An 18,885-nucleotide genomic window follows, 5' to 3' on the forward strand; every position below is an offset into this window, starting at 1 on the left:
AGTTGGTATGTCCTCCGGTCGACTCCGTAGAGCCAAATGACTCGTGTGAGCGTTATCGGCTGCGGGAACATGGGCGGCGCCCTGCTCAGGGGGCTTGCCCGCGCGGAGGGGTACCACCTCACGGCGATCGACCTCGACCCCGAGGCGCTCGCCGCGATCGAAGACGCCGTCGACGAGACGACCGAGGACGTGGCGGCGGCGCGCGACGCCGACATCGTCGTCCTCGCGGTGAAGCCCGACGTGGCGCCGGCGGTTCTCGACGACCTCGACCTCCGGGCGGACCAGCAGCTCGTGACGCTGGCGGCGGGGCTTCCCCGCGAGTTCGTCGCCGAGCGCACGGACGCGCCGGTCGTCAGGATCATGCCCAACCTCGCCGCCGAGACGGGCGACATGGCCGCGGCGGCGACGAACGCGGGCCTCACCGACGAGGTCCGCGAGATGCTCGACGCGGTCGGGGAGTTCGTCGAGGTCGACGAGTCGCTGATGCACGTCTCGACCGCCGTCAACGGCAGCGGCCCCGCGTTCGCTTTCTACCTGATCGACGCGATGAAGCAGGGCGGGATCGACAGCGGACTCGACCCCGAGCAGGCGGAGACGCTGGCCGCCCAGACGTTCAAGGGCGCCGCGGAGACGGTGTTGCGCGACGACCGCAGCGTCGACGAGCTGATCGACGCGGTCTGCTCGCCCAACGGGACGACGATCGAGGGGATGGACGTGCTCTGGGACAGCGACGCCGACGAGGCGGTCGAGGACGCCGTCGCGGCCGCGGAGCGTCGCTCCCGAGAGCTCGCCGAGGCCTTCGACGATGCCTGAGGACGCGAGCGTCGAGCGAGTCGGCACGGCAGACCCCGACCGCGTTGAGGCCGCTCGGCGGGAGGCGGCCGGCGCGGACCGGGTGATCGTCAAGGCCGGAACGAACTCCCTGACCGACGCGGACTCCCGGCTCGACCGCGTGAAGCTCGACAAGCTCGTCGCCGACGTGATGGACCTCCGCGAGCGCGGCACCGAGGTCGTGTTGGTCTCCTCGGGGGCGGTCGGCGCCGGCACCGGACGGCTCGACGTGGGACCGGAGTCGCGCGACGGGGTCGACTCGATCGCCGAGAGTCAGGCGCTCTCGACGGTCGGACAGGGGCTGTTGATGCGCCACTACACGCAGAGCTTCGAGCGGTTCGACCAGGACGTGGCGCAGATCCTCGTGACGGGCACGGACCTCGACGCGCCGGAGCGGTTCGACAACTTCACCAACACCGTCGAGAAGCTGCTGTCGTGGGGCGTCGTCCCCGTGGTCAACGAGAACGACGCGGTGGCGACCGACGAGCTCCGGATCGGCGACAACGACATGCTGTCGGCGTCGATCGCGATCGGTCTCGACGCCGACCTCCTCGTGACGCTCACCGACGTCGACGGCGTCTACACCGGGAACCCGAAGCGCGACGCGGACGCCGAGCTGATCGAGGCGGTCGACGACGGCTACGAGCGGCTCCGCGAGATCGTCGGCGACGGCACCGCGACCGACTTCGGCGGGATCCGCACGAAAGTGGAGGGCGCCCACGACGTGAGCCGCAACGGGATCCCAGCGATCATCGCGGGCTCCGCCGAGCGCGACGTGTTAGCGCGGATCGTAGCGGGTAAGCCGACGGGCACGCTATTCGTGCCAGAGACTGGTGACGACGATGAGTGACACCGACACGGAACCGGACACCGACGTGGAGGCCGACACCGACGAGCTGGCCCGGCGGGCCGAACGCGCCGCGCTCCGGCTCGCGAACGCCGACGAGGCGACGCGGAACGAGGCGCTCCGGTCGATCGCCGACGCGATCCGCGAGCGCGAGTCCGAGATACTCGACGCGAACGCGGTCGACGTCGAGGAGGCGGAGCGGATGCTCGCCGAGGGGGAGTACACGCAGGCCTTAGTCGACCGCCTGAAGCTCGACGAGACGAAGATCGAGGAGATCGCCTCGATGGTCGAGTCGGTCGCCGCACAGGACGACCCGCTCGGGGAGACGCTCGCGGCGCGCGAGCTCGACGAGGACTTGGAGCTGTACCGGGTCGCCGTGCCGATCGGCGTCGTCGCGACCGTGTTCGAGTCCCGGCCCGACGCCCTGGTCCAGATCGCGGCGCTCGCGTTGAAGTCCGGCAACGCCGTCGTCCTCAAAGGAGGCAGCGAGGCTAGCGAGTCGAACCGCGTGCTGTACGAGGCGATCGTCGAGGCGACCGCCGACCTGCCCGACGGCTGGGCCGCGCTCATCGAGGCGCACGAGGAGGTCGACCGCCTGCTCGAACTCGACGACCGCGTCGACCTCGTCATGCCGCGCGGCTCCTCGGAGTTCGTCTCCTACATCCAGGAGAACACCCAGATCCCCGTGTTGGGACACACCGAGGGGATCTGCCACGTCTACGTCGACGAGGCGGCCGACTTGGAGATGGCCGAAGCCGTCGCCTTCGACGCGAAGGTCCAGTACCCGGCGGTGTGTAACGCCGTCGAGACGCTGCTCGTCCACGAGTCCGTCGCCGACGCGTTCCTCCCCGGTCTCGTCGAGCGGTACGAGGCGGCCGGCGTCGAGCTGCGCGGCGACCGGCGGACCCGCGAGGTCGTCGACATCGAGCCCGCGACCGACGACGACTGGGACACCGAGTACGGCGACCTCGAACTGTCGATCGCCGTCGTCGACGACGTGTACGCCGCGGTCGAACACGCCAACGACCACGGATCGAAACACACCGAGTCGGTCCTCACCGAGGACGCCGAGACGGCCGAGACGTTCATGACCGGCGTCGACGCCGCGAGCGTGTTCCACAACGCGTCGACGCGGTTCGCGGACGGCTACCGCTACGGGCTCGGCGCCGAGGTCGGCATCTCGACCGGCAAGATCCACGCCCGCGGGCCGGTCGGACTGGCGGGGCTCACCACGTACAAGTACTACCTCGAGGGCGACGGCCACCTCGTCGCGAGCTACAGCGGCGAGGACGCGGTCCCGTTCACGCACCGCGAGCTCGACGGTGCCGAGTGGGCGCCGGGCTCGCTGTCGACGCGATAGCGACGGCGCCGATACCCCGTCGGTCCGATCGCCGCCAGTCGGTCGGCCCGTGACTGCGCGGACCGCGAGGGGCGGGCAGCCGACCCGTGCCAGTCGCTCACTCGCCCGTCGCGCCGGGGACGATCGTCACCGGCACCGATGCTCCCTCGGCGACGGCGAACGCGGTGTTCCCCTCTCGGAGCGACGCCAACTGGCCCTTCGACCGGTGCCCGATCACGATGTGCTCGACGGCGACGTCGTCCGACATATCGACGAGCTGTTTCCCGACCGCCGTTCCGGACCGAAGCCCGCTCCGGTCGAGATGTTCGAGCGTGACCGTCGTCCCCACGCCGATATCCTCGACGAACGACTCGATCTCGTCGCGGAAGCTCCGCTCCGCCCCAGACGCGCTCGCGTTGCTGATGACGTGGGCGACCGTCAGCGACTGACCGGTCGCCTGGGCCAGCCGCGCCGCGGTCTCGATCACCGCCTCGTAGCGGTCGTCGTCGCTGATGGCAGCGAGAATAGCCATACGCCTCTCACGTGTCAGATAATATTAGCCGTTGCTCCGGTCGAGGTCGGTCGTCCGTTCGCCCCGCTCGTCGCCCGCCGGAGGCGCGGGCGCCACCGTGACGGGCCGGAGTCCTCCCAGTCAGGCGTCGAACTCCGGCAGTCGCCCGCCGTCGACGGCGACGTTCTCGCCGCTGACGTACGCGGCGGCGTCGCTCAGGAAGAACCGGAGCGGCGCGGCGACGTCCTCGAAGCCCGCCGGGCGGCCGCGGGGGAAGTCCTCGACGCCGGCCTCGGTGTTCGAGACGGCGAACGGCGAGACGGCGTTGACCGTGATCCCGTCGTCGCTGGTGTCCGCCGCCAGCATCCGCGTGAACATGAGCACGCCCGTCTTCGCGACGAAGTAGGGGAAGTTCACGGGGTGGGCGTGCATCCGGTCGCTGTCGGCGAAGCCGAGGTTCACGATTCGGCCCCACCCCTGGTCGCGCATGGCGGGCAGGGCCCGACGCGAGCAGAGCACCGTGCCGTAGAACGTCGTCTCGACCACGTTCCGCCACGACTCCCACTCGATGTCGCTCCAGTGGCGAGCGTCGAAGTCGCCGACGTTGTTGACGAGGATGTCGACCGACCCGACCTCGGCCTCCACCGTGTCGAACAGCTCGTCGACGGCGTCCGGGTCGGTGATGTCGGCTTGAGCGGTGACTGCGGTCCCGCCTCGCTCGCGGACCTCCTCGGCGGTGGCGGTCGCCGCCGCCTCGCTCTCGTTGTAGTGTACCACGACGTCGGCGCCGCAGTCGGCGATCGAAAGCAATAGCTCGCGGCCGACGCGCTTCGCGCTGCCGGTCACGAGGGCGGTCCGTCCGCTCAGGTCGGGGCGTAGCTCCATGCGGGATCCATGCACCGGATCGCTCCTAAGCGTTCCTCACGGATCGCGGCGTCGGCGGTCGGTGGTCGGCATCGCCTCGAAAAAGCAGTGGCGCGACGGCGACCGGCGAGTCGACCGCCGGGTTACTCGTCGTCGCCGCCGTCCGTGAGGATCTCGACGTCCGTCGCCTCGTCGGGTTCGGACAGCGACGGGTCTTCGGCGGTCTCCTCGCTCGTCGCCTCTTCGTCTCGCGTCCACTCTCGCGGAGTGCGTCCGTGACACATGGTACAGTATAACATACTGATTGCGGAGGATTAAATCCTCGGTCGCGATCGGCCCGTATCGACCGCGAAAGGCCCTCGCAGCCGGCCGACCGCTCGTTACGCGACCGGTGCCGACGCGGGTCCGGCGGAGTGGCCGCTAGGGGGAGACCGGCGGTGGGAGGTCGACGAGCAGCGACACCGCGACGGCGACCGCCACTGGGGGCACGAGCAGGAGCGACGCGACCGTCTGCCACCACCGTCCCGGCGCGCGAAACCGACCCGCGTTCCGCGCCGCCACCGGGTTCGCCGCGACGGCCACGTCCCCGCCCGAGAGCGTGGCCCAGTACGCGATCAGCGGAAACAACGCGACCGCGAGCGGGGAGTCCGCCGGCAGCGCGGTCCCCACTCCGACGGCGACGGCGAGGTTGATCGGGAGCGGCGCGAGCGCGCAGACCCGAATGACGCTCGTCGACGTCGACGGCGGAATCGTCGCGTCGAACTGCCCCAGGGGAATCCCGCTCGCGTGTTCCGGGAGAAGCGTGATCTCGGGGGTCATGCCGGCCAGTCGCGCCACCGCCGCGTGCGCGAGCTCGTGCGGTCCGACGAGGATAGCGACGAGAGAACGCAGCGCACGGACTGCCATCGGACGCTCACTCGGCGTCCCGAACGGTCGTGTGACGGGCAGGTTCGGCCGGGTCGGTCGCGGCGTCGGCGGCCGCTCCGCCTGCTCCGAGGTCGTCGTCACGCATACAGCCTAGCAACGGTCAGACGGCGCTTCAATCCGTCGCCCACGCTGACAGCCCGAGAGGGCCGTCGCCGCAGCGACACACGCGCCGCCCGAACGTCCCCGTGGAGAGAGTGTCACTGGGAGCCGGCGTACACGTCGGTCCTGCTCACCCCTGAAGGAGGTTCATCACCTCGTCGGCCACGCCGGGCTCGACGGCGACGACGTAGCGCTTCCCCGGCGTGAGCGTCGTGTCGGGACGGGCGACCTGTTGGGCGTCCGCGGCGGAGACGACCAGGGTACCGTCCGGAAACCGGACCTGCGTGAGCGACTTCCCGGCGGCCGGCGCTCCCTCCGCGATGCGGACGAGCATGATGTCGAGGTCGCCCGTCACGTCCGTCAGCGCTTGGACGTCGTCACCGACGATCTCGTTCGCCGCCACGCGGGCACCCGCTCGCTCCGGGAACAACACCGCGTCGACGAACCGCGTGTACGCCTCGCCGGCGGCCCGGTCGATGCGAGCCACCGTCCGAGTCCCCGGAGAGAGCTCCCTGGCGGCCAGACAGACCGCGAGGTTGAGCCCCGTCTCCCCGGTGAGCGCCGCGACGACGTCCGCCCGTTCGACGCCGGCCTGCTCGATGATGTCGGGGTTCGTCGCGTCGCCGCGGATCACCGTGGCGACGTACTCGTCTGCGATCTCGGAGACGACGTCTTCGTCCCGCTCGACGATCGTCACCTCGTGGCCGTGGTCTGCGAGTAGCTCAGCCGTTTGGAAGCCGACACGTCCGCCGCCCGCGATCACGATGTCGAGTGAACTCGTCATGGATTCAGTCCTCCGCCTCCGGAATGGCCGTCGCGTCTGCCGCCGCCGAGTCCGCGTCCGGTTCCGCCCGCAGTCTGTTGAGCGCGAGATACGCGGCGCCGCCGAGCAGGATCCACGCCGCGCTGAGCGCTAGCGCCAACGGGTCCGTCCGCAGCAGGTACTCCACGAGCACCCCGGTCAAGACCAGGTTGAGCGCGATGCCGATTAGCGGGGGGGCCGGATAGAACGGCATCTCGTATGGACGGTTCATGTCGGGTCGCTCGCGTCGCAGCCTGATCGCGGCGACGTTGACGATGACGAACGAGAGCAGGAAGAAGAGGCTCGACATGTTCCCCGCGCTCTGCGTCGGCAGCGCGACGGAGCCCAACATGACCACGGCGCTCGCGAGGATCGCGACGAACGGCGTCCCGTATCGGTGGTGGATCTGGCCGAACGAGGGCAGCAACTGCCCCTCGCGTCCCATCGAGAACGCGACCCGCGAAGAGGCGATCACGACCGCGTTTAGCGCCGTCAGCGTCGAGAACACGGCGCCGAAGACGACCAGCGCGCCGCCGTTCCGGATGATCGGGAGGCCGGTCGGCATGAACGAGGTCGCCGCCGCGGCGATCCCGGCCTCCCCCGCCTCCGCGAGCCCCTCTGCCCCGAGCGTTCCGACGGCGACGGTGACCACGGCCAGGTAGACGACCACGGTCACGGCGAGGCTCACAAAGATCGCCTTCGGAATGTTCTCCCGGGGATTCTTCACCTCCTCCGTGACGGTCGTGATGAGGTCGTACCCCTCGAAGGCGATGAACGTGAGCCCCATCGCCGGTAGGACCGCTCCCGCTCCGCCGCCAGCGGGGAACAGCGGCTGGAACTCGGCGCCCGAGAACATCGGCGACGCCAGCCCGAAGGCGACGAACACCACGAGGATGCTCACCTTGATTATCGTGAACACCGTCTCTGCCTTCCCGCTGGCGGCCGTTGAGACGGCGTTGAGCGCCACCAACACGAAGACGGCGACGAACGCCAGCAGGAAGCCCGGGCTGACCTGCGCGCCGACGACGGGAAGGATGACGTCACCGACCTCCTCCGGCGGAGCGACGGCCCCGTAGACGTGGAGCAGTTCGAGGAAGTTCGGAGCGAATCCCAGCGCGTAGAGTGCCCCGGCGATCATGTACGCGAACCAGAGCATCCAGCCCATGATGAACGACGAGAGGTCGTCGAATATCTCCCGGACGAACGCGTACCCGCCGCCGCTCTTCGGGATCGAGCTGGCGAGTTCGGCGTACGACAGGCCGGTGAACGCGGTGACGACCCCGTTGAGCGCGAAGACGACGATCGCCGCCGGACCGGCGATTTCCGCGGCCAGTCCGGTCAGTACGAAGATGCCGGCACCGATCATCGCCCCCATGCCGATCATCGTCGCGTCGAGCAGTCCGAGCTCGGCTTCCGGAGAACGAGTCTCGCTTCCGCTCATCGGTCGTGAAAGCCGCGTCCCGTATCGTCCATCGTACGCCCCGAAACTGGTACTCTCGTCACTTTATACCCCGGGTGAATTCGGGAGTCGCGGAATCGTGGCGGGGCCTGATACGCCCGCCCGGTGGCAGCGCGCTGGTAGTTGTTCCAGAGGGCCGGAATCCGGCCCTGATTAAAGCCGTCGGAAGCCGAGGGACGACACGATGACCCAGTCAAAGCGATTCGTCATCGCCGGCGGCGGGCGAGTCGGACTCCAGACTGCGGAGAACCTCACCGAACAGGGCCACGAGGTGCTGCTGATCGAGGTGGACGCGGACCGCGTCGAGAAGCTGTCTGACGCGTACCTCGGCCCCGTGATCCACGGCGACGCCACCGAGCAGTCGATCCTCAGGCAGGCGGACCTCCGAAACGCCGACGCTATCGCGGCGCTGACCGACGAGACGGAGACGAACACGGAGATCTGTATGACCGCGCACCACCTCGCGCCGGCTATCCGGACCCTGGCCAGGTCGGAGTCGCGGACCGAACAGGAACACGGCGAGGTCGTCGACGCCACGCTGCTACCGCAGTCGCTCGGCGGCGACCACGCGGCCGATATGCTCACCGGCGAAGAGATCCGAACGCTCGTGTTCCCCACCGCCGACCTCGACATCATCGAGGTGACCGTCTCCGAGTCCGCCCCCGTCGCGGGACGCCGGCTCGACGAGATCGCCCTTCCGGCCGGGAGTCTCCTCATCTCCACGTCGGACCGAGAGTCGCTCGCCGGTCCCGACACGCTGCTGGAACCGTCACAACAGTATATCCTCGCCGTCGAGTCGGACGTCGTCGACGAGGTCGTCAAACTCTTTCGCGGGTGACCTCGCCCGACGGCCGCGACCGCCGTCGCGACCGCTCAGGGCCCGTTCGTGACTGGGTGTTTTCGTCGCTCGTCGCCTAGATTCGATATATCGATATGTGATTTACGAGTTCCGTCTCAAACGACATTCCGGCTTCGCGCGTCCGACAAATTTGGACGCACCCGAGCGAATCCGACCCACTCCGGAATTATTACCCCCGGCGCTCACGCAGCACGGGGTATGACCGACTCCGACTGGGGCGACTGGCTGCCGCGCGCGGTCGCGGACGCCGACCCCGACACGGTGGCGCTGTGGTACTTGGGCTGTAACGGCTTCGCGATCAAGGGGAGCGAGGGGACCGCCCTCTGGATCGACCCGTACGTGGGCACGGGCGACCCGCCGCGGACGGTACGGATGATCCCGATTCCCTTCGACCCCGAGGACGTCGAAGTCGCGGACGCGGTGTTGGCCACCCACGAGCACACGGATCACGTTCACGGGCCCTCGCAGGCGCCGATCCTCGCCAACGCGGACGCTGACCTCGTCGCGCCCGACGACTCGCTCGCGGTCGCGCGCGAGGAGGAGCGGTGGACCGACGAGTACGCGGTCGACGACGCCCAGTTCACCGAGGTGACGGAGGGCGACGAGCTGCGGATCGGCGAGTTCACCGTTCACGTCGTCGAGACCCGCGACGCGGACGCCACGCATCCGGTGGGTTACGTGATCGAACACGACGCCGGGACGGTGTTCCACGCCGGGGACAGCAAGCCGTCGCCGACGTTCGAGGGGCTCGCGGAGCGGTTCGACATCGACCTCGGCATCCTGGCGTTCGGCTCGGAGGGCACGATACCGGACAAGGAGACGGGCGAACCGGTTCAGACGAAGTGGTACAGCGACGAGAACGAGATCGCGACGGCCGCGAACGACCTCGGCCTCGACCGGCTCGTCCCGACCCATTGGGACATGTGGAAGGGGCTGACCGCCGACCCGACCGCGCTCCACGACCACGTGCGGAGCTACGAGTCTCCGGATCGGCTGGAGATCGTGGAGATCGGCGATCGAATAGACCTGTAGATGGGAGCTGAGCGGCCGTTTTCGCGGCGTATCGGTTATCACCGGCGAAACCCGGCCCGTGGAATTTAAGCCCCTGCTCCGGGACCGTGGAGTATGAGCGAACGGACGGCGGAGGCGGCCACGACCGTCGACGAGGACGGCATCCGCGTCGAGAAATCCTTCACGGACGACGCGTTCCCCGTGCCGGCGGTGATGTACACCCTCTCCTCACACCGTGAGGACCCCGTACGGGTGCGTATCGTCGACCGGATCCCGGAGTCGTTCCCGATGGACCGAGTGGGGTTCCACCCGGAGTACGAGAGCGAGAACTGGACCGCGTACAAGGACCACCGCGTGGAGTTCGAACGGGTGATAGACCCCGACGAGACCGTCGAGACGGTGTTCGGGATCCGCGACGACGACCCCGACCTCGACGGGTTCCTCGGCACGCCGGTGATCGAACACGTGCCGGTCGGCGAGGAGATCGAAGACGTCCTCGGCGCCGGCGACACGGACGCCGTCCGAGAGGTGCTCTCCGGCGACCGCGCGACGCTCCCCGGAATGGCGGAAGAGGACGAACTGTTGGCGGGAGACCCCGCGGAGTCCGGTGAGGGCGCCTCGGCCCGCGATCCCGGCCCGGAACCCGCGGCGGAACCGGAACCGGAGGCAGAGAGCGCCACGGAAGCCGCCGCCGGCCGCGAAACCGAGGCCGATCCTGAGCCCGACACCCCCGAGCCGCGAACGGTCGCCGACGACGGGACGGCCGCGGTGTCCCCACATGAGGGGGAATCGGTCGGCGCCGCGGTCGAACCCGAGGCCGGAGCCGAAGAGACAACCCCTGCCGATGAGCCCGACGAAACGCCCGAAACAGACGACACAGCCGCCGAGTCGGCCGTCGAAGACGAGCCGGAAGTCGCCGACGAAGACGGAACGGAAGCCGACGAAGACGGAACGGAAGCCGACGAAGACGGAACGGAAGCCGACGAACTCGACGAAACCGACGAGACGGACGAGGCGAGTCTTCCGGGCGAAGGCGGTCTCGCGGCCGCGTTAGCGGCCGAGATCCGCACCGGGGCGGCCGACGAGGAGGACATCGAGACCATCGAGAGGGCGTTCGACGCGAGCGTGCCGCGCAGCGTCGACGTGCGGATCGCTCGACTCCAGTCGAGCGTGGCCGACATCGAGGCGTACGCCGACGCGCTCGCGGAGTTCATCGACGGCGAGGGGACCGCCCGAGAGATCCTCGACGGGATCGACGAGCGTGTGGACGCCGTCGAGTCCGAGGTCGACGCCCTCGACGATCGCCTCGACGACGCGGAAGACGATCGCGAGGAGATCGAGTCGGACGTCGCCCGCGTCGACTCCGCGGTCGCGTCGACCTCCGACGCGGTCGATGCGGTCGACGAGCGCGTGGAGGCCGTCGAGACCGACCTCGATGCGGTCGAAGACGACGTGCGCGGCGTGGAAGACGACGTACAGGCGGTCGAAGACGACGTTCGCAGCGTGGAAGGTGACGTGCGCGGCGTGGAGGACGAGGTCGCGTCCGTCGAGGAAACCGTCGAGTCGGTCCGAGACGGCGTCGCGGCCGTCGAGAGCGACGTCGAGGACCTCGCCGACGACGTCGACCGGGTGGAGGGGACGGCGGACGCCGCCGCGGAGACGGTCGACGACCTGGGCGACGACGTGGAGACGCTGTACGAGGAGGTCGACAGGGCGGCCGAACAGGCCGAGAACGCCGAAGAGCGGGCCGAAAGCGCCGAGGACCGCGCGGCCGGCGTCGCGGAGCGCGTCGACGACGTGGAGTCCGGACTCGACCGCTTCGACGAGGAATTCGACGACCTGTGGGACGACCTCGCGGAGGTGGACAGCCGGCTCACCGACATCGAGGACCGGCTCGGAGAGGACCTCGACGACGTTGCCGCCGAGCTAGATGAGATCAACGACCACCTCGACGAGCTGGACGAGTTCCGTACCCGGCTCAACGAGGCGTTCGGCCCGTAGTCGCTCCGTTTCGACGATCGAGCGGCGACACCGAACGCCGTCGGCGGCACCCCGGTTGAAAAACGCAACCCGTTTTACGCGCGCGGTCGCAGATGGGGCAATGACAGACCCGGTCCCGGTCGCCGTGCCCCGGAAGGGGCGCCCGCTCGAAGCGGTCTTAGAGCGGATCGCGACCGTCGCGAGCGACGACCGCCTCGACCGGCTCGCGGACGGCGTGAGCAACACGCTCCGATACGAGAAGGCCGTCACGAAGGGGTCGGTCGACGCCGACGAGGGCCCGTACGAGCGGCTCGCGGAGTACTCCGACCCGACGACGGCGGCCGAACCGGAGTACACGCTGCTGCGCGACGACCGGGACGGCAAGCCGCGGCGAATCGTGTTCGACGCCGCCACGGTGGATCTCGGCGACGTGACAGTCAAGCTCGTCGGCCGCGAGGAACCGTTCCGTGCGCTCCGAACCCACGAGTTCGCGCTCGGATTCGACTCCGCCGACCTCGTCTTAGAGGAGGTCGTCGGGATCCGAGGGGGCGGGCTCGGCGACATCTCGGACATCAACGACCGGATCGACCCGGTCGACACCGACGTGCGCGTGGTGACCGGTCTCGGTGACACGGTGTACCACACGCTGATGGGACGCGAGGACCGACGCAGACCGGGAGAGACGTACGACCGCGCGTATCTGGCCGACTACGAGGGGTCACTGTGTATCTCGCCGCGGTACGAGCGCCTCGTCACTGCCGTGTTAGGGACCGACGCGCTCGACGGGGTGGAGTTCGTCTACCCGGAGGCCGACGAGGAGGAGGAGGCGGCGATAGCCAGAGTCGGTCTCGGCGTCTACCTCACCGTCACCGGCTCGACGGCGCGCGAACACGGACTCGCCGTCGGGGAACACCTCTTCCCGAGCGAGACGGTCCTGATGCGTAACGCGGCCGAGACCGACGATTCGGTCTCCCGCGTCCTCCGGGCGCTCGAACGAGAGGCGGCCGACTCGGAGATCCGCGTCTGATACCAGAGATAGTATAGCGGCATGAGATGTACGCGTTCGAGTCGGGACGACGTCCGGCGCCGATGTGTGCCGTTTCGAACCGGCACCCGCCGAGTACTATCGCCAGTTACCCCAGCGTTCTCGCACTACGACTCTCGTCGCCGCACCGAGCGCCTCGCGCAGAGCGGGGAAAGCGATTGGGCCGACGGACGACATCCGGGGCCGATCAGATTCACATTGCCGTCCGTTGGGCATCGCGTGTCCCAATTGAATATCTTGGATTGTATAACTAGTAGTTGGAACTAATGATACTAGAGAGTTGGATAATAAACTCAACCCGGCCAAAACGTGGTCCTGCTCACTGAGATAAAATCACTTATCCAGAAATCTAGGATAGATTGAAGTCACGGCAGCGAGAACGGTCGTCCGAGAACGATGGGAGGCGATCGACAGTCGGTGAAGACGTACGTGCCGACGGAACAGAAGGACGTGTGGCGCGACCACGCCGACGGGCTCGACATGTCGCTGAGCGAGTTCGTCAGGACGATGGTTCAGGCCGGGCGGAGGGGGTTCGCGCCGACCGGATCGGAAGGTCGGGAGGAGTCCCCTTCCGAGCCCGCTGACCCCGGGGGTAGCGACCTCGAAAAGCGCGTCCACGCGGCTCTCGAATCGGGGCCCCGCTCGTGGGACGAACTCGTCCAAGCGGTGGTCGGCGACGTGGAGGACGAACTGGAGGAGACCCTCGACGAGCTACAGGAGCGCAATCGGATCCGGTACAGCGGCCGAGAAGGGGGGTACGTGTTGACCGATGAGTAGCGCGAGAGCGTCTCCGGACCCCGACGACCCTGTCGGCTACTTCCTCGAAGACCTCACCTACCACGGAAAGACGGACCGGACCAGGGCGGCGTACGAGCGCGTTCTCCGGCGGTTCGAGGCGTTCCTGGACGACGTTGATCCGGAGGCCGCGACGCACCGCGACTGTATGGCGTTCGTCCACTCGCTGCGGGGTGACGTCGCCGACAGCACGGTCGCGACGTACGCGGCGTACCTCCACCGGTTTTACGGGTATATGACGGAGGTGGAGGCCTTCGACGGTAACCCAATGACGCTGGTGATGGAGGAAATGGACGAGACCGTCGATAAGGACCCGGCCCGCCGCGACGTCTCGGTCCCGGCGATGCGCTCGTTCGTCGCCGGAATCCGGCACCCGCTCCACCGCGCGCTGGTGGTGACGCTCCTCAAGACCGGCATGCGGGTCGGCGAGCTGTGTAACCTCGACCTGCGAGACCTGTCGGTCAGCGACCCGGACCTCCTCAACGCGACGTACTCGCTCGGGGGACGCCCGGCGCTGTCCGAACGGCCGGACTCGATTTTCGTGACCGCCGAGGCGACCGTCGGCGAGGAGCTGAACGGGGAGGTGCGAACGGCCGCGAACAAACGGAAGCGCGGGACGGTGATCCCGGTCGACGACGAACTCCGCAGAGCGCTGAAGACGTGGCTCGCGGTGCGTCCGGACTCGCCGTCGCCGGCTGAGCCGCTGTTCGTCGGCACCGCGGAGGGATGGGGGGAACGATTGGAACCGCAGGCGGTCAGACACGTCGTCGAGCGGCACGCCCGCGAGGAGGGGTGGTACCGGACCGGCGGCGGCGCCGACGAGAACGTCACGCCCCACTACTTCCGCCACTTCTTCACGACGCACCTCCGCGACAGAACCGGCGACCGCGGAGTGGTGAAGTACCTCCGCGGCGATGTCGCCGACGACGTGATCGACACGTACACGCACAACTGGGGGGATCAGGTCCGGGAGGTTTACGAGGCGAACGTCTACCGACTCTTCGCGTGAGAGTGGTTCCAATTTCGTCGTCCCAGTAGCGACTCGTTTCGTTCGAGCGCAGCCACGTAAATCGTATGTGGCTATATCCAAACTGTGGGGCCGGTCGCGAAGATACCGGGGTGGTCGCACACGAGCACGGTGGGCTGAACCCTTCCGAAAATAGTCGACGGCGCGGCCGGCCGCTCGAACGGTCCGCGTGTCGACTGACGGCGAAGCACCGTGTCACTCACATGTCGGAAAAAACGGTGAAGCAACGACGATGGCGCTCCTGAGAGTGCCGCCCTCACCGGCCTGTCCGTCCTCGCCGGGACGGCGGTCACCACCTTCCTCTGTGTCGGACCCCGACGGCTGTCCCGCGCGGCGAACGGCTTCGGCGACCGCTCTCGCGACGTAGCCTCGTGCCTCGCGGCGGCGCCGGCGGACCGCGAGCCGGTACCCGGCTCCGGCGAGCGGTACGGCTGGGCGCTCGCGGAAGGGACCGGCGCGGCCGCGGCGCTCGCGGAGCGCGCCCGCGACCGGGGCGGCGACGTAGCCGCCGAGCGATTCCGCGAGCGGCGCAACCGGTTCGTCGACTGCGTCGACACGTACCGCGGCCCGGCCGGGCCTTGGTACGAGAAGCTCTCGCCCGCGGGGAGCGACGGCGGCCCCGTACCGCCGGAGCCGCCGGGCGTCGAACCAGACTACCACCCCGCGAGCGCCCACTTCGAGAGCTGGCGCTCCGGGGTGCGGTGAGCGCGGAGAACGGCTCAGGCGACCGAAAGGAAAGAGTGGGCGCGGTCCGCCCGACGGTCACTCCTCGTCGAGGAGGCTCTCGACGAGAGCCTCAGGATCGAATCGCGTGATGTCGTCGTACCCCTGCCCGGTTCCGAGGAAGAGGATCGGTTTCCCGGTGACGTACGCGACCGAAATGGCGGCGCCACCGGAGGAGTCGGCGTCGGCCTTCGTCAAGATTGCGCCGTCGATCGCGGCGGCGTCGTTGAACTCTTTCGCGCGGTTGACCGCGTCCTGCCCCGCGACGGCCTCGTCGACGAACAGCGTCATGTCCGGGTCGACGACGCGGTCAATCTTCTCCAGTTGCGCCATTAGGTCGTCGCTCGTGTGGAGCCGCCCCGCCGTGTCGCCGAGGACGACGTCGACGTCGTTCGCCTCGGCGTACTCGACGCCGTCGTAGATGACGGCCGCCGGGTCGCCGCCCTGGTCGTGGCTGATCAGGTCGCGGCCGAGCCGGTCGGCGTGTTCGCGGATCTGCTCGTTCGCGCCCGCGCGGTACGTGTCGCCGTTCGCGAGGACGGATGAGTAGCCTCGGTCACCGAGCCACTCGGAGAGCTTCGCGATGCTCGTCGTCTTCCCGACGCCGTTGACGCCGGTGAAGACGATGGTGACGGGTTTGTCGGCCTCGGCGATCCGCTCTTCGAAGTCGAACTGTCCGACGGCGATGACGTCGAGGAGGGCGTCGTGGAGCGCAGACTCGACGAGTTCGCCGGTCGTCTCGACCTGCTTGCGGGACTCGCCGAGCATGCTCTCGCGGACGCTGTCGAGGATCTGCTCGGCGACGCTCATCTCCACGTCGCTCTCGAGCAGCGCCATCTCGAGGTTCCACAGCGGCTCCTCGAGGTCCTCCTCCTCAATGATGATGCGCCCGGTCGCGAACGCCTTCGCGCGCTGGAAGGTACTCGGCTCGTCGTCGTTCGACGACTCGTCCGAACCGCCCGCGTCGCCGTCGACCGCCGAACGGGATTCCGCGGTCGCGTCGGCGCCGCTCTCGGCGGTCGTCGCTTCCTCGGGCGGGGCCTCGTCCTCCTCGGCCTCCGTCGACTCCTCGACGTCCTCGCGGAAGCCGGAGAGCTTGTCTTTCAGTCCGTCGAACACGGTATAGTCTCCGTCTTACTCCCCGTCGCCTTCCTCGGCCTGCTGCATCTGCTGCATCTGCTGTTGCTGCATCTGCTGTTGCATCTGCTGGGCCTGCTGTTCGAGCTCGTCGCTCTCGGACTCCAGCTCGTCGACCTCCTCCTGCGTCTCCTCGATCCGGTCGTCGAGCGCCTCCTGCTTGCGCCGGAGGACGTCGATCGCGTCGCCCTGCTCCTGCTCCGCGGAGTAGTTCCCGCCGAGCGAGACGATGACCTCGTCGATGTCCTGGACCTCCGCGCGGAGGTAGGCGCCGCCGCCGAGCGGGACCTGAACGGTCGCGCCCGTGTCGAGGGTCTTGATGGCCTCGACGGCGTCGTCGATGTCGGCCTTCTCCTCGCGGTAGTCGGCGATTTCGCCTTCGAGGGCCTCGATCTCCTCGTCGAGCGCCTGGATCTCCTGTGAGAGCTGCTGGAGCTGCTGTTGTCCGCCGCCCATCATGCCTCGGACACCTCCTCGATCTCGATCTGGGTGCGCTTCCGGTTGTGCTGGCTCCCGACCGTGGTGTAGATCCGCTCGCGGGCGAGGTCCTCGTTCTCCGCCTCGATGTCCTTCGTGAACGGCTGGTCGCCGTCTCGGCTCTGGAACCGTCCACTCACCGTGTAGGTACTCATGTTCCCCGATCCGGCAGGGACAGGGAAGTATCTTCCTAAAAGGCGACAGGCGGCCGCGTCATCGCGGACCGCCCGCGACGACGGCCGTCACGGCGTCGCGTCACGGAAATCGTGTGCCGAGGGGGGGTCATCCCGAGAGGTCCGCGCGGCGGAATCGGACGATAGCGATCGCGAGGAGGACGGCCGTCGCGGCGAGCAGGACTGCGGCGCCCGTGAAGTCGTACTCGCCCAACACCAACACCGCGGAGGGGTCGTAGTGGGCCGTCGGGCTGACGTTCCCGGCCGCGGCGTAGTCGGTACTGGCGACGAGGGAGTCGAACATGAACAGCGCGAACAGTCCCCCGAGCGCGACCCGCTGAGCGACCCCCGGCCGCGAGAGCAGCGTCGAGACGGCGATACCCGCCGCGACGCACGCCACGTGATACGGCACCGCGAGCGCGTGGACCGCCGCGAGGCGTTCGACCGCGATCGTCCCGCCGACCGCGACGACGCCGACGTACGCGACGACCGGCAGCACGACATTGAGGAGGACGACGAGCGGAACCAGTCCGAGAAACCGACCGATCACGATGTCGCGTCGCGCGACGGGCGCCGACAGCGTCAGGTCCATGCGACCGGAGGCGATGTCCCCCGCTATCGTCCCGCCGGCGAGGTACGCCAGGTACAGCCCGACCAGCAGGAGCCAGGCGAACTGGTAGAACTCAACCGCGAGGAAGCCCTCGATAGATGAGATGGCGATGATCCCGAACGCCTCCCGGACCGCGGGCGGGAACGCCTCGACGTACGCGTCGAGGTCGACGTCCGCGGTCGCCAGGGACGGGAAGAACGCGAGGAACACCAACAGGAACGAGGAGAGCAGGCCAGTCAGCACGACCGTTCCGCGGGCCCGGCCGGCGGCGTCGTACCGTGCGATCGCGAGCCACGGGGTCGCGCGGTCGCTCATCGCTCGTCACCCCCCGATTCGGCGGTCGGATCCGCGTGCGCTCCGCGGTTGGTCGACGCCTCGGCCTCCTGACGCTCGCCGCCGCCGATCGGTCCCGGAACGTCGCCGTCGTAGAACGTCATGAACGCCTCTTCGAGCGGCGCATCGACGACGTCGAGGTCGAGGACGGTGTACCTCGAGAGCAGGTCGACCAGCGCGTCGTACTCGCCGGTCCACGTGAACGAGACGGTCTCCCCGACGCGCAGATTCATGATCCCGCGGAGCTCGAAGTCGCCGCGATCGACGTCTTCGGCGACGCGGATCCGCACCTGCTTGCCGCCGCGAGAGCGGAGGTCTGCGACCGACTCGACCGCGACGAGGTGCCCCTCTCGGAGGACGCCGACGCGATCGCACAACGCCGCCACCTCGCCCAGCACGTGGGAGGAAAGGAGGACGCTCGCCCCGTCGCCGACGCGCTCGCGGACGAGGCCCGCGAACTCCTCTTGAAGCAGCGGATCGAGTCCGGAGGTCGGCTCGTCGAGCAACAGGAGTTCCGGGTCGTACATGAACGCGGCCACCAGCGCGACCTTCTGCCGGTTTCCCCGGGAGAGGTCGCCGATGCGGCGCGACTCGTCGAGCCCGAAGCGTTCGACGAGGCGGTCGCGGCTCGACTCCCCGCGGAGCGCCGCTTGGTGGTCTAAGAACGCGCCGGCCGTACGGTCGCGGTCGAGCCCCGGATCCCCGGGGAGGTACCCGATCCGCTCGCGTGCGCGACGCGACGCGACCGGGTCCGTGGCGTCGCGCCCGAGGAGCGTCGCGCCGCCGTCCGTCGGCGACAGGAACCCCAACAGCGTGCGGATCGCGGTCGTCTTCCCCGCGCCGTTCGGGCCGAGGAAGCCGAACACCTCGCCGTCCTCGACGGTGAAGGAGACGTCTTCGATCCCCCGGACGTCGCCGTAGTACTTGGAGAGGCCACGGCACTCGATAGCGGGCATACCGTCCTCAACTCCGCTGTAGCTCTTAAATGTGGGAGTGAGGTTCGCGAAGCGAAGCGGGGGCGGCGACGAGGGGGCGG

At 68.7% G+C, this 18,885-nt stretch carries 21 protein-coding genes; 9 read left to right on the forward strand and 12 right to left on the reverse strand.

Annotation, left to right across the window (positions count from 1 at the left end; translation table 11 throughout):
- Window positions 1–36 precede the first annotated feature (36 nt).
- From proC to EXE41_RS03390, 3 genes are read left to right on the forward strand one after another with little or no spacing between them, the layout of a single operon-like run.
- Complete coding sequence (gene proC / locus EXE41_RS03380; RefSeq protein ID WP_080508529.1) at window positions 37–813, forward strand: pyrroline-5-carboxylate reductase; 777 nt, start codon at window positions 37–39, stop codon at window positions 811–813.
- Window positions 806–1,681 carry a glutamate 5-kinase gene (proB, locus tag EXE41_RS03385; protein WP_137690293.1) on the forward strand — a complete coding sequence of 292 codons (876 nt, stop codon included), beginning with the start codon at window positions 806–808 and terminating at the stop codon, window positions 1,679–1,681. The genes proC and proB overlap by 8 nt, the downstream gene beginning before the upstream one ends.
- Entirely contained in the window at window positions 1,665–3,038 is a 1,374-nt protein-coding gene (locus EXE41_RS03390) for a glutamate-5-semialdehyde dehydrogenase (RefSeq protein ID WP_137690294.1), read from the forward strand. The genes proB and EXE41_RS03390 overlap by 17 nt, the downstream gene beginning before the upstream one ends.
- A 97-nt stretch (window positions 3,039–3,135) precedes the next feature.
- Here the strand turns inward: EXE41_RS03390 and EXE41_RS03395 are convergent, their stop codons facing one another.
- The 6 genes from EXE41_RS03395 to EXE41_RS03415 all read right to left on the reverse strand — a co-directional run bounded on the left by EXE41_RS03395 (window position 3,136) and on the right by EXE41_RS03415 (window position 7,661).
- Window positions 3,136–3,549: a universal stress protein gene (locus tag EXE41_RS03395; protein ID WP_086216367.1), complete on the reverse strand. Its 414-nt coding sequence runs from the start codon at window positions 3,547–3,549 to the stop codon at window positions 3,136–3,138.
- A 120-nt stretch (window positions 3,550–3,669) separates the two neighbouring features.
- The gene (locus EXE41_RS03400; RefSeq protein WP_049929524.1) at window positions 3,670–4,413 is read right to left on the reverse strand and encodes an SDR family NAD(P)-dependent oxidoreductase; all 744 of its coding nucleotides are present in this window, start codon (window positions 4,411–4,413) and stop codon (window positions 3,670–3,672) included.
- A gap of 122 nt (window positions 4,414–4,535) precedes the next feature.
- Window positions 4,536–4,676, reverse strand: a complete 141-nt coding sequence (locus EXE41_RS19010; protein WP_158093612.1) for a hypothetical protein — start codon at window positions 4,674–4,676, stop codon at window positions 4,536–4,538.
- Between the two features lie 136 nt (window positions 4,677–4,812).
- Window positions 4,813–5,298, reverse strand: a complete 486-nt coding sequence (locus EXE41_RS03405) for a hypothetical protein (RefSeq protein WP_086216366.1) — start codon at window positions 5,296–5,298, stop codon at window positions 4,813–4,815.
- 250 nt (window positions 5,299–5,548) lie between these two features.
- Window positions 5,549–6,202: a TrkA family potassium uptake protein gene (locus tag EXE41_RS03410; RefSeq protein WP_049929522.1), complete on the reverse strand. Its 654-nt coding sequence runs from the start codon at window positions 6,200–6,202 to the stop codon at window positions 5,549–5,551.
- A 4-nt stretch (window positions 6,203–6,206) separates the two neighbouring features.
- Complete coding sequence (locus EXE41_RS03415) at window positions 6,207–7,661, reverse strand: APC family permease (RefSeq protein WP_137690295.1); 1,455 nt, start codon at window positions 7,659–7,661, stop codon at window positions 6,207–6,209.
- A 202-nt stretch (window positions 7,662–7,863) separates the two neighbouring features.
- Here EXE41_RS03415 and EXE41_RS03420 point away from each other — a divergent pair, with 202 nt between their 5' ends.
- The 6 genes from EXE41_RS03420 (at window position 7,864) to EXE41_RS03445 (ending at window position 14,378) form a co-directional block, all read left to right on the forward strand.
- Window positions 7,864–8,517, forward strand: coding sequence for a TrkA family potassium uptake protein (locus EXE41_RS03420; RefSeq protein ID WP_086216363.1), 654 nt, complete (start codon window positions 7,864–7,866; stop codon window positions 8,515–8,517).
- 219 nt (window positions 8,518–8,736) lie between these two features.
- On the forward strand, window positions 8,737–9,570 hold the full coding sequence (locus EXE41_RS03425) for an MBL fold metallo-hydrolase (protein ID WP_094495702.1): 834 nt from the start codon (window positions 8,737–8,739) through the stop codon (window positions 9,568–9,570).
- A gap of 93 nt (window positions 9,571–9,663) precedes the next feature.
- Window positions 9,664–11,550, forward strand: a complete 1,887-nt coding sequence (locus EXE41_RS03430; protein WP_137690296.1) for an alanine-zipper protein — start codon at window positions 9,664–9,666, stop codon at window positions 11,548–11,550.
- Window positions 11,551–11,650: 100 nt separating this feature from the next.
- The gene (locus EXE41_RS03435; protein ID WP_089307629.1) at window positions 11,651–12,556 is read left to right on the forward strand and encodes a hypothetical protein; all 906 of its coding nucleotides are present in this window, start codon (window positions 11,651–11,653) and stop codon (window positions 12,554–12,556) included.
- A gap of 414 nt (window positions 12,557–12,970) precedes the next feature.
- Entirely contained in the window at window positions 12,971–13,351 is a 381-nt protein-coding gene (locus EXE41_RS03440) for a DUF5805 domain-containing protein (protein ID WP_137690297.1), read from the forward strand.
- The gene (locus EXE41_RS03445; RefSeq protein ID WP_086216358.1) at window positions 13,344–14,378 is read left to right on the forward strand and encodes a tyrosine-type recombinase/integrase; all 1,035 of its coding nucleotides are present in this window, start codon (window positions 13,344–13,346) and stop codon (window positions 14,376–14,378) included. The genes EXE41_RS03440 and EXE41_RS03445 overlap by 8 nt, the downstream gene beginning before the upstream one ends.
- A 213-nt stretch (window positions 14,379–14,591) precedes the next feature.
- Here the strand turns inward: EXE41_RS03445 and EXE41_RS19015 are convergent, their stop codons facing one another.
- The 6 genes from EXE41_RS19015 to EXE41_RS03475 all read right to left on the reverse strand — a co-directional run bounded on the left by EXE41_RS19015 (window position 14,592) and on the right by EXE41_RS03475 (window position 18,805).
- Window positions 14,592–15,056: a hypothetical protein gene (locus tag EXE41_RS19015; protein ID WP_158294387.1), complete on the reverse strand. Its 465-nt coding sequence runs from the start codon at window positions 15,054–15,056 to the stop codon at window positions 14,592–14,594.
- A gap of 102 nt (window positions 15,057–15,158) precedes the next feature.
- The gene (gene ftsY / locus EXE41_RS03455) at window positions 15,159–16,238 is read right to left on the reverse strand and encodes a signal recognition particle-docking protein FtsY (RefSeq protein ID WP_089307627.1); all 1,080 of its coding nucleotides are present in this window, start codon (window positions 16,236–16,238) and stop codon (window positions 15,159–15,161) included.
- A gap of 15 nt (window positions 16,239–16,253) precedes the next feature.
- Window positions 16,254–16,712: a prefoldin subunit alpha gene (pfdA, locus tag EXE41_RS03460; RefSeq protein WP_049929512.1), complete on the reverse strand. Its 459-nt coding sequence runs from the start codon at window positions 16,710–16,712 to the stop codon at window positions 16,254–16,256.
- Window positions 16,712–16,888: a 50S ribosomal protein L18Ae gene (rpl18a, locus tag EXE41_RS03465; protein ID WP_049929511.1), complete on the reverse strand. Its 177-nt coding sequence runs from the start codon at window positions 16,886–16,888 to the stop codon at window positions 16,712–16,714. The genes pfdA and rpl18a overlap by 1 nt, the downstream gene beginning before the upstream one ends.
- Window positions 16,889–17,015: 127 nt before the next feature.
- Window positions 17,016–17,831, reverse strand: a complete 816-nt coding sequence (locus EXE41_RS03470) for an ABC transporter permease subunit (RefSeq protein WP_137690298.1) — start codon at window positions 17,829–17,831, stop codon at window positions 17,016–17,018.
- Entirely contained in the window at window positions 17,828–18,805 is a 978-nt protein-coding gene (locus tag EXE41_RS03475; RefSeq protein WP_086216355.1) for an ABC transporter ATP-binding protein, read from the reverse strand. Before EXE41_RS03475 ends, EXE41_RS03470 begins: the two co-directional genes overlap by 4 nt.
- Between the last annotated feature and the right edge of the window lie 80 nt (window positions 18,806–18,885).

The organism is Halorubrum sp. SD690R (assembly GCF_005435035.1).
Taxonomy (GTDB): domain Archaea; phylum Halobacteriota; class Halobacteria; order Halobacteriales; family Haloferacaceae; genus Halorubrum; species Halorubrum ezzemoulense.

Excerpts from the sequence above, each read along its gene's own strand:
- proC (WP_080508529.1), top strand. The coding sequence starts at position 37 with ATGACTCGTGTGAGCGTTATCGGCTGCGGGAACATGGGCGGCGCCCTG.
- proB (WP_137690293.1), top strand. The coding sequence starts at position 806 with ATGCCTGAGGACGCGAGCGTCGAGCGAGTCGGCACGGCAGACCCCGAC.
- EXE41_RS03395 (WP_086216367.1), bottom strand. The coding sequence starts at position 3,549 with ATGGCTATTCTCGCTGCCATCAGCGACGACGACCGCTACGAGGCGGTG.
- EXE41_RS03400 (WP_049929524.1), bottom strand. The coding sequence starts at position 4,413 with ATGGAGCTACGCCCCGACCTGAGCGGACGGACCGCCCTCGTGACCGGC.
- EXE41_RS19010 (WP_158093612.1), bottom strand. The coding sequence starts at position 4,676 with ATGTGTCACGGACGCACTCCGCGAGAGTGGACGCGAGACGAAGAGGCG.
- EXE41_RS03405 (WP_086216366.1), bottom strand. The coding sequence starts at position 5,298 with ATGGCAGTCCGTGCGCTGCGTTCTCTCGTCGCTATCCTCGTCGGACCG.
- EXE41_RS03410 (WP_049929522.1), bottom strand. The coding sequence starts at position 6,202 with ATGACGAGTTCACTCGACATCGTGATCGCGGGCGGCGGACGTGTCGGC.
- EXE41_RS03415 (WP_137690295.1), bottom strand. The coding sequence starts at position 7,661 with ATGAGCGGAAGCGAGACTCGTTCTCCGGAAGCCGAGCTCGGACTGCTC.
- EXE41_RS03420 (WP_086216363.1), top strand. The coding sequence starts at position 7,864 with ATGACCCAGTCAAAGCGATTCGTCATCGCCGGCGGCGGGCGAGTCGGA.
- EXE41_RS03425 (WP_094495702.1), top strand. The coding sequence starts at position 8,737 with ATGACCGACTCCGACTGGGGCGACTGGCTGCCGCGCGCGGTCGCGGAC.
- EXE41_RS03430 (WP_137690296.1), top strand. The coding sequence starts at position 9,664 with ATGAGCGAACGGACGGCGGAGGCGGCCACGACCGTCGACGAGGACGGC.
- EXE41_RS03435 (WP_089307629.1), top strand. The coding sequence starts at position 11,651 with ATGACAGACCCGGTCCCGGTCGCCGTGCCCCGGAAGGGGCGCCCGCTC.
- EXE41_RS03440 (WP_137690297.1), top strand. The coding sequence starts at position 12,971 with ATGGGAGGCGATCGACAGTCGGTGAAGACGTACGTGCCGACGGAACAG.
- EXE41_RS03445 (WP_086216358.1), top strand. The coding sequence starts at position 13,344 with ATGAGTAGCGCGAGAGCGTCTCCGGACCCCGACGACCCTGTCGGCTAC.
- pfdA (WP_049929512.1), bottom strand. The coding sequence starts at position 16,712 with ATGGGCGGCGGACAACAGCAGCTCCAGCAGCTCTCACAGGAGATCCAG.
- rpl18a (WP_049929511.1), bottom strand. The coding sequence starts at position 16,888 with ATGAGTACCTACACGGTGAGTGGACGGTTCCAGAGCCGAGACGGCGAC.
- EXE41_RS03470 (WP_137690298.1), bottom strand. The coding sequence starts at position 17,831 with ATGAGCGACCGCGCGACCCCGTGGCTCGCGATCGCACGGTACGACGCC.
- EXE41_RS03475 (WP_086216355.1), bottom strand. The coding sequence starts at position 18,805 with ATGCCCGCTATCGAGTGCCGTGGCCTCTCCAAGTACTACGGCGACGTC.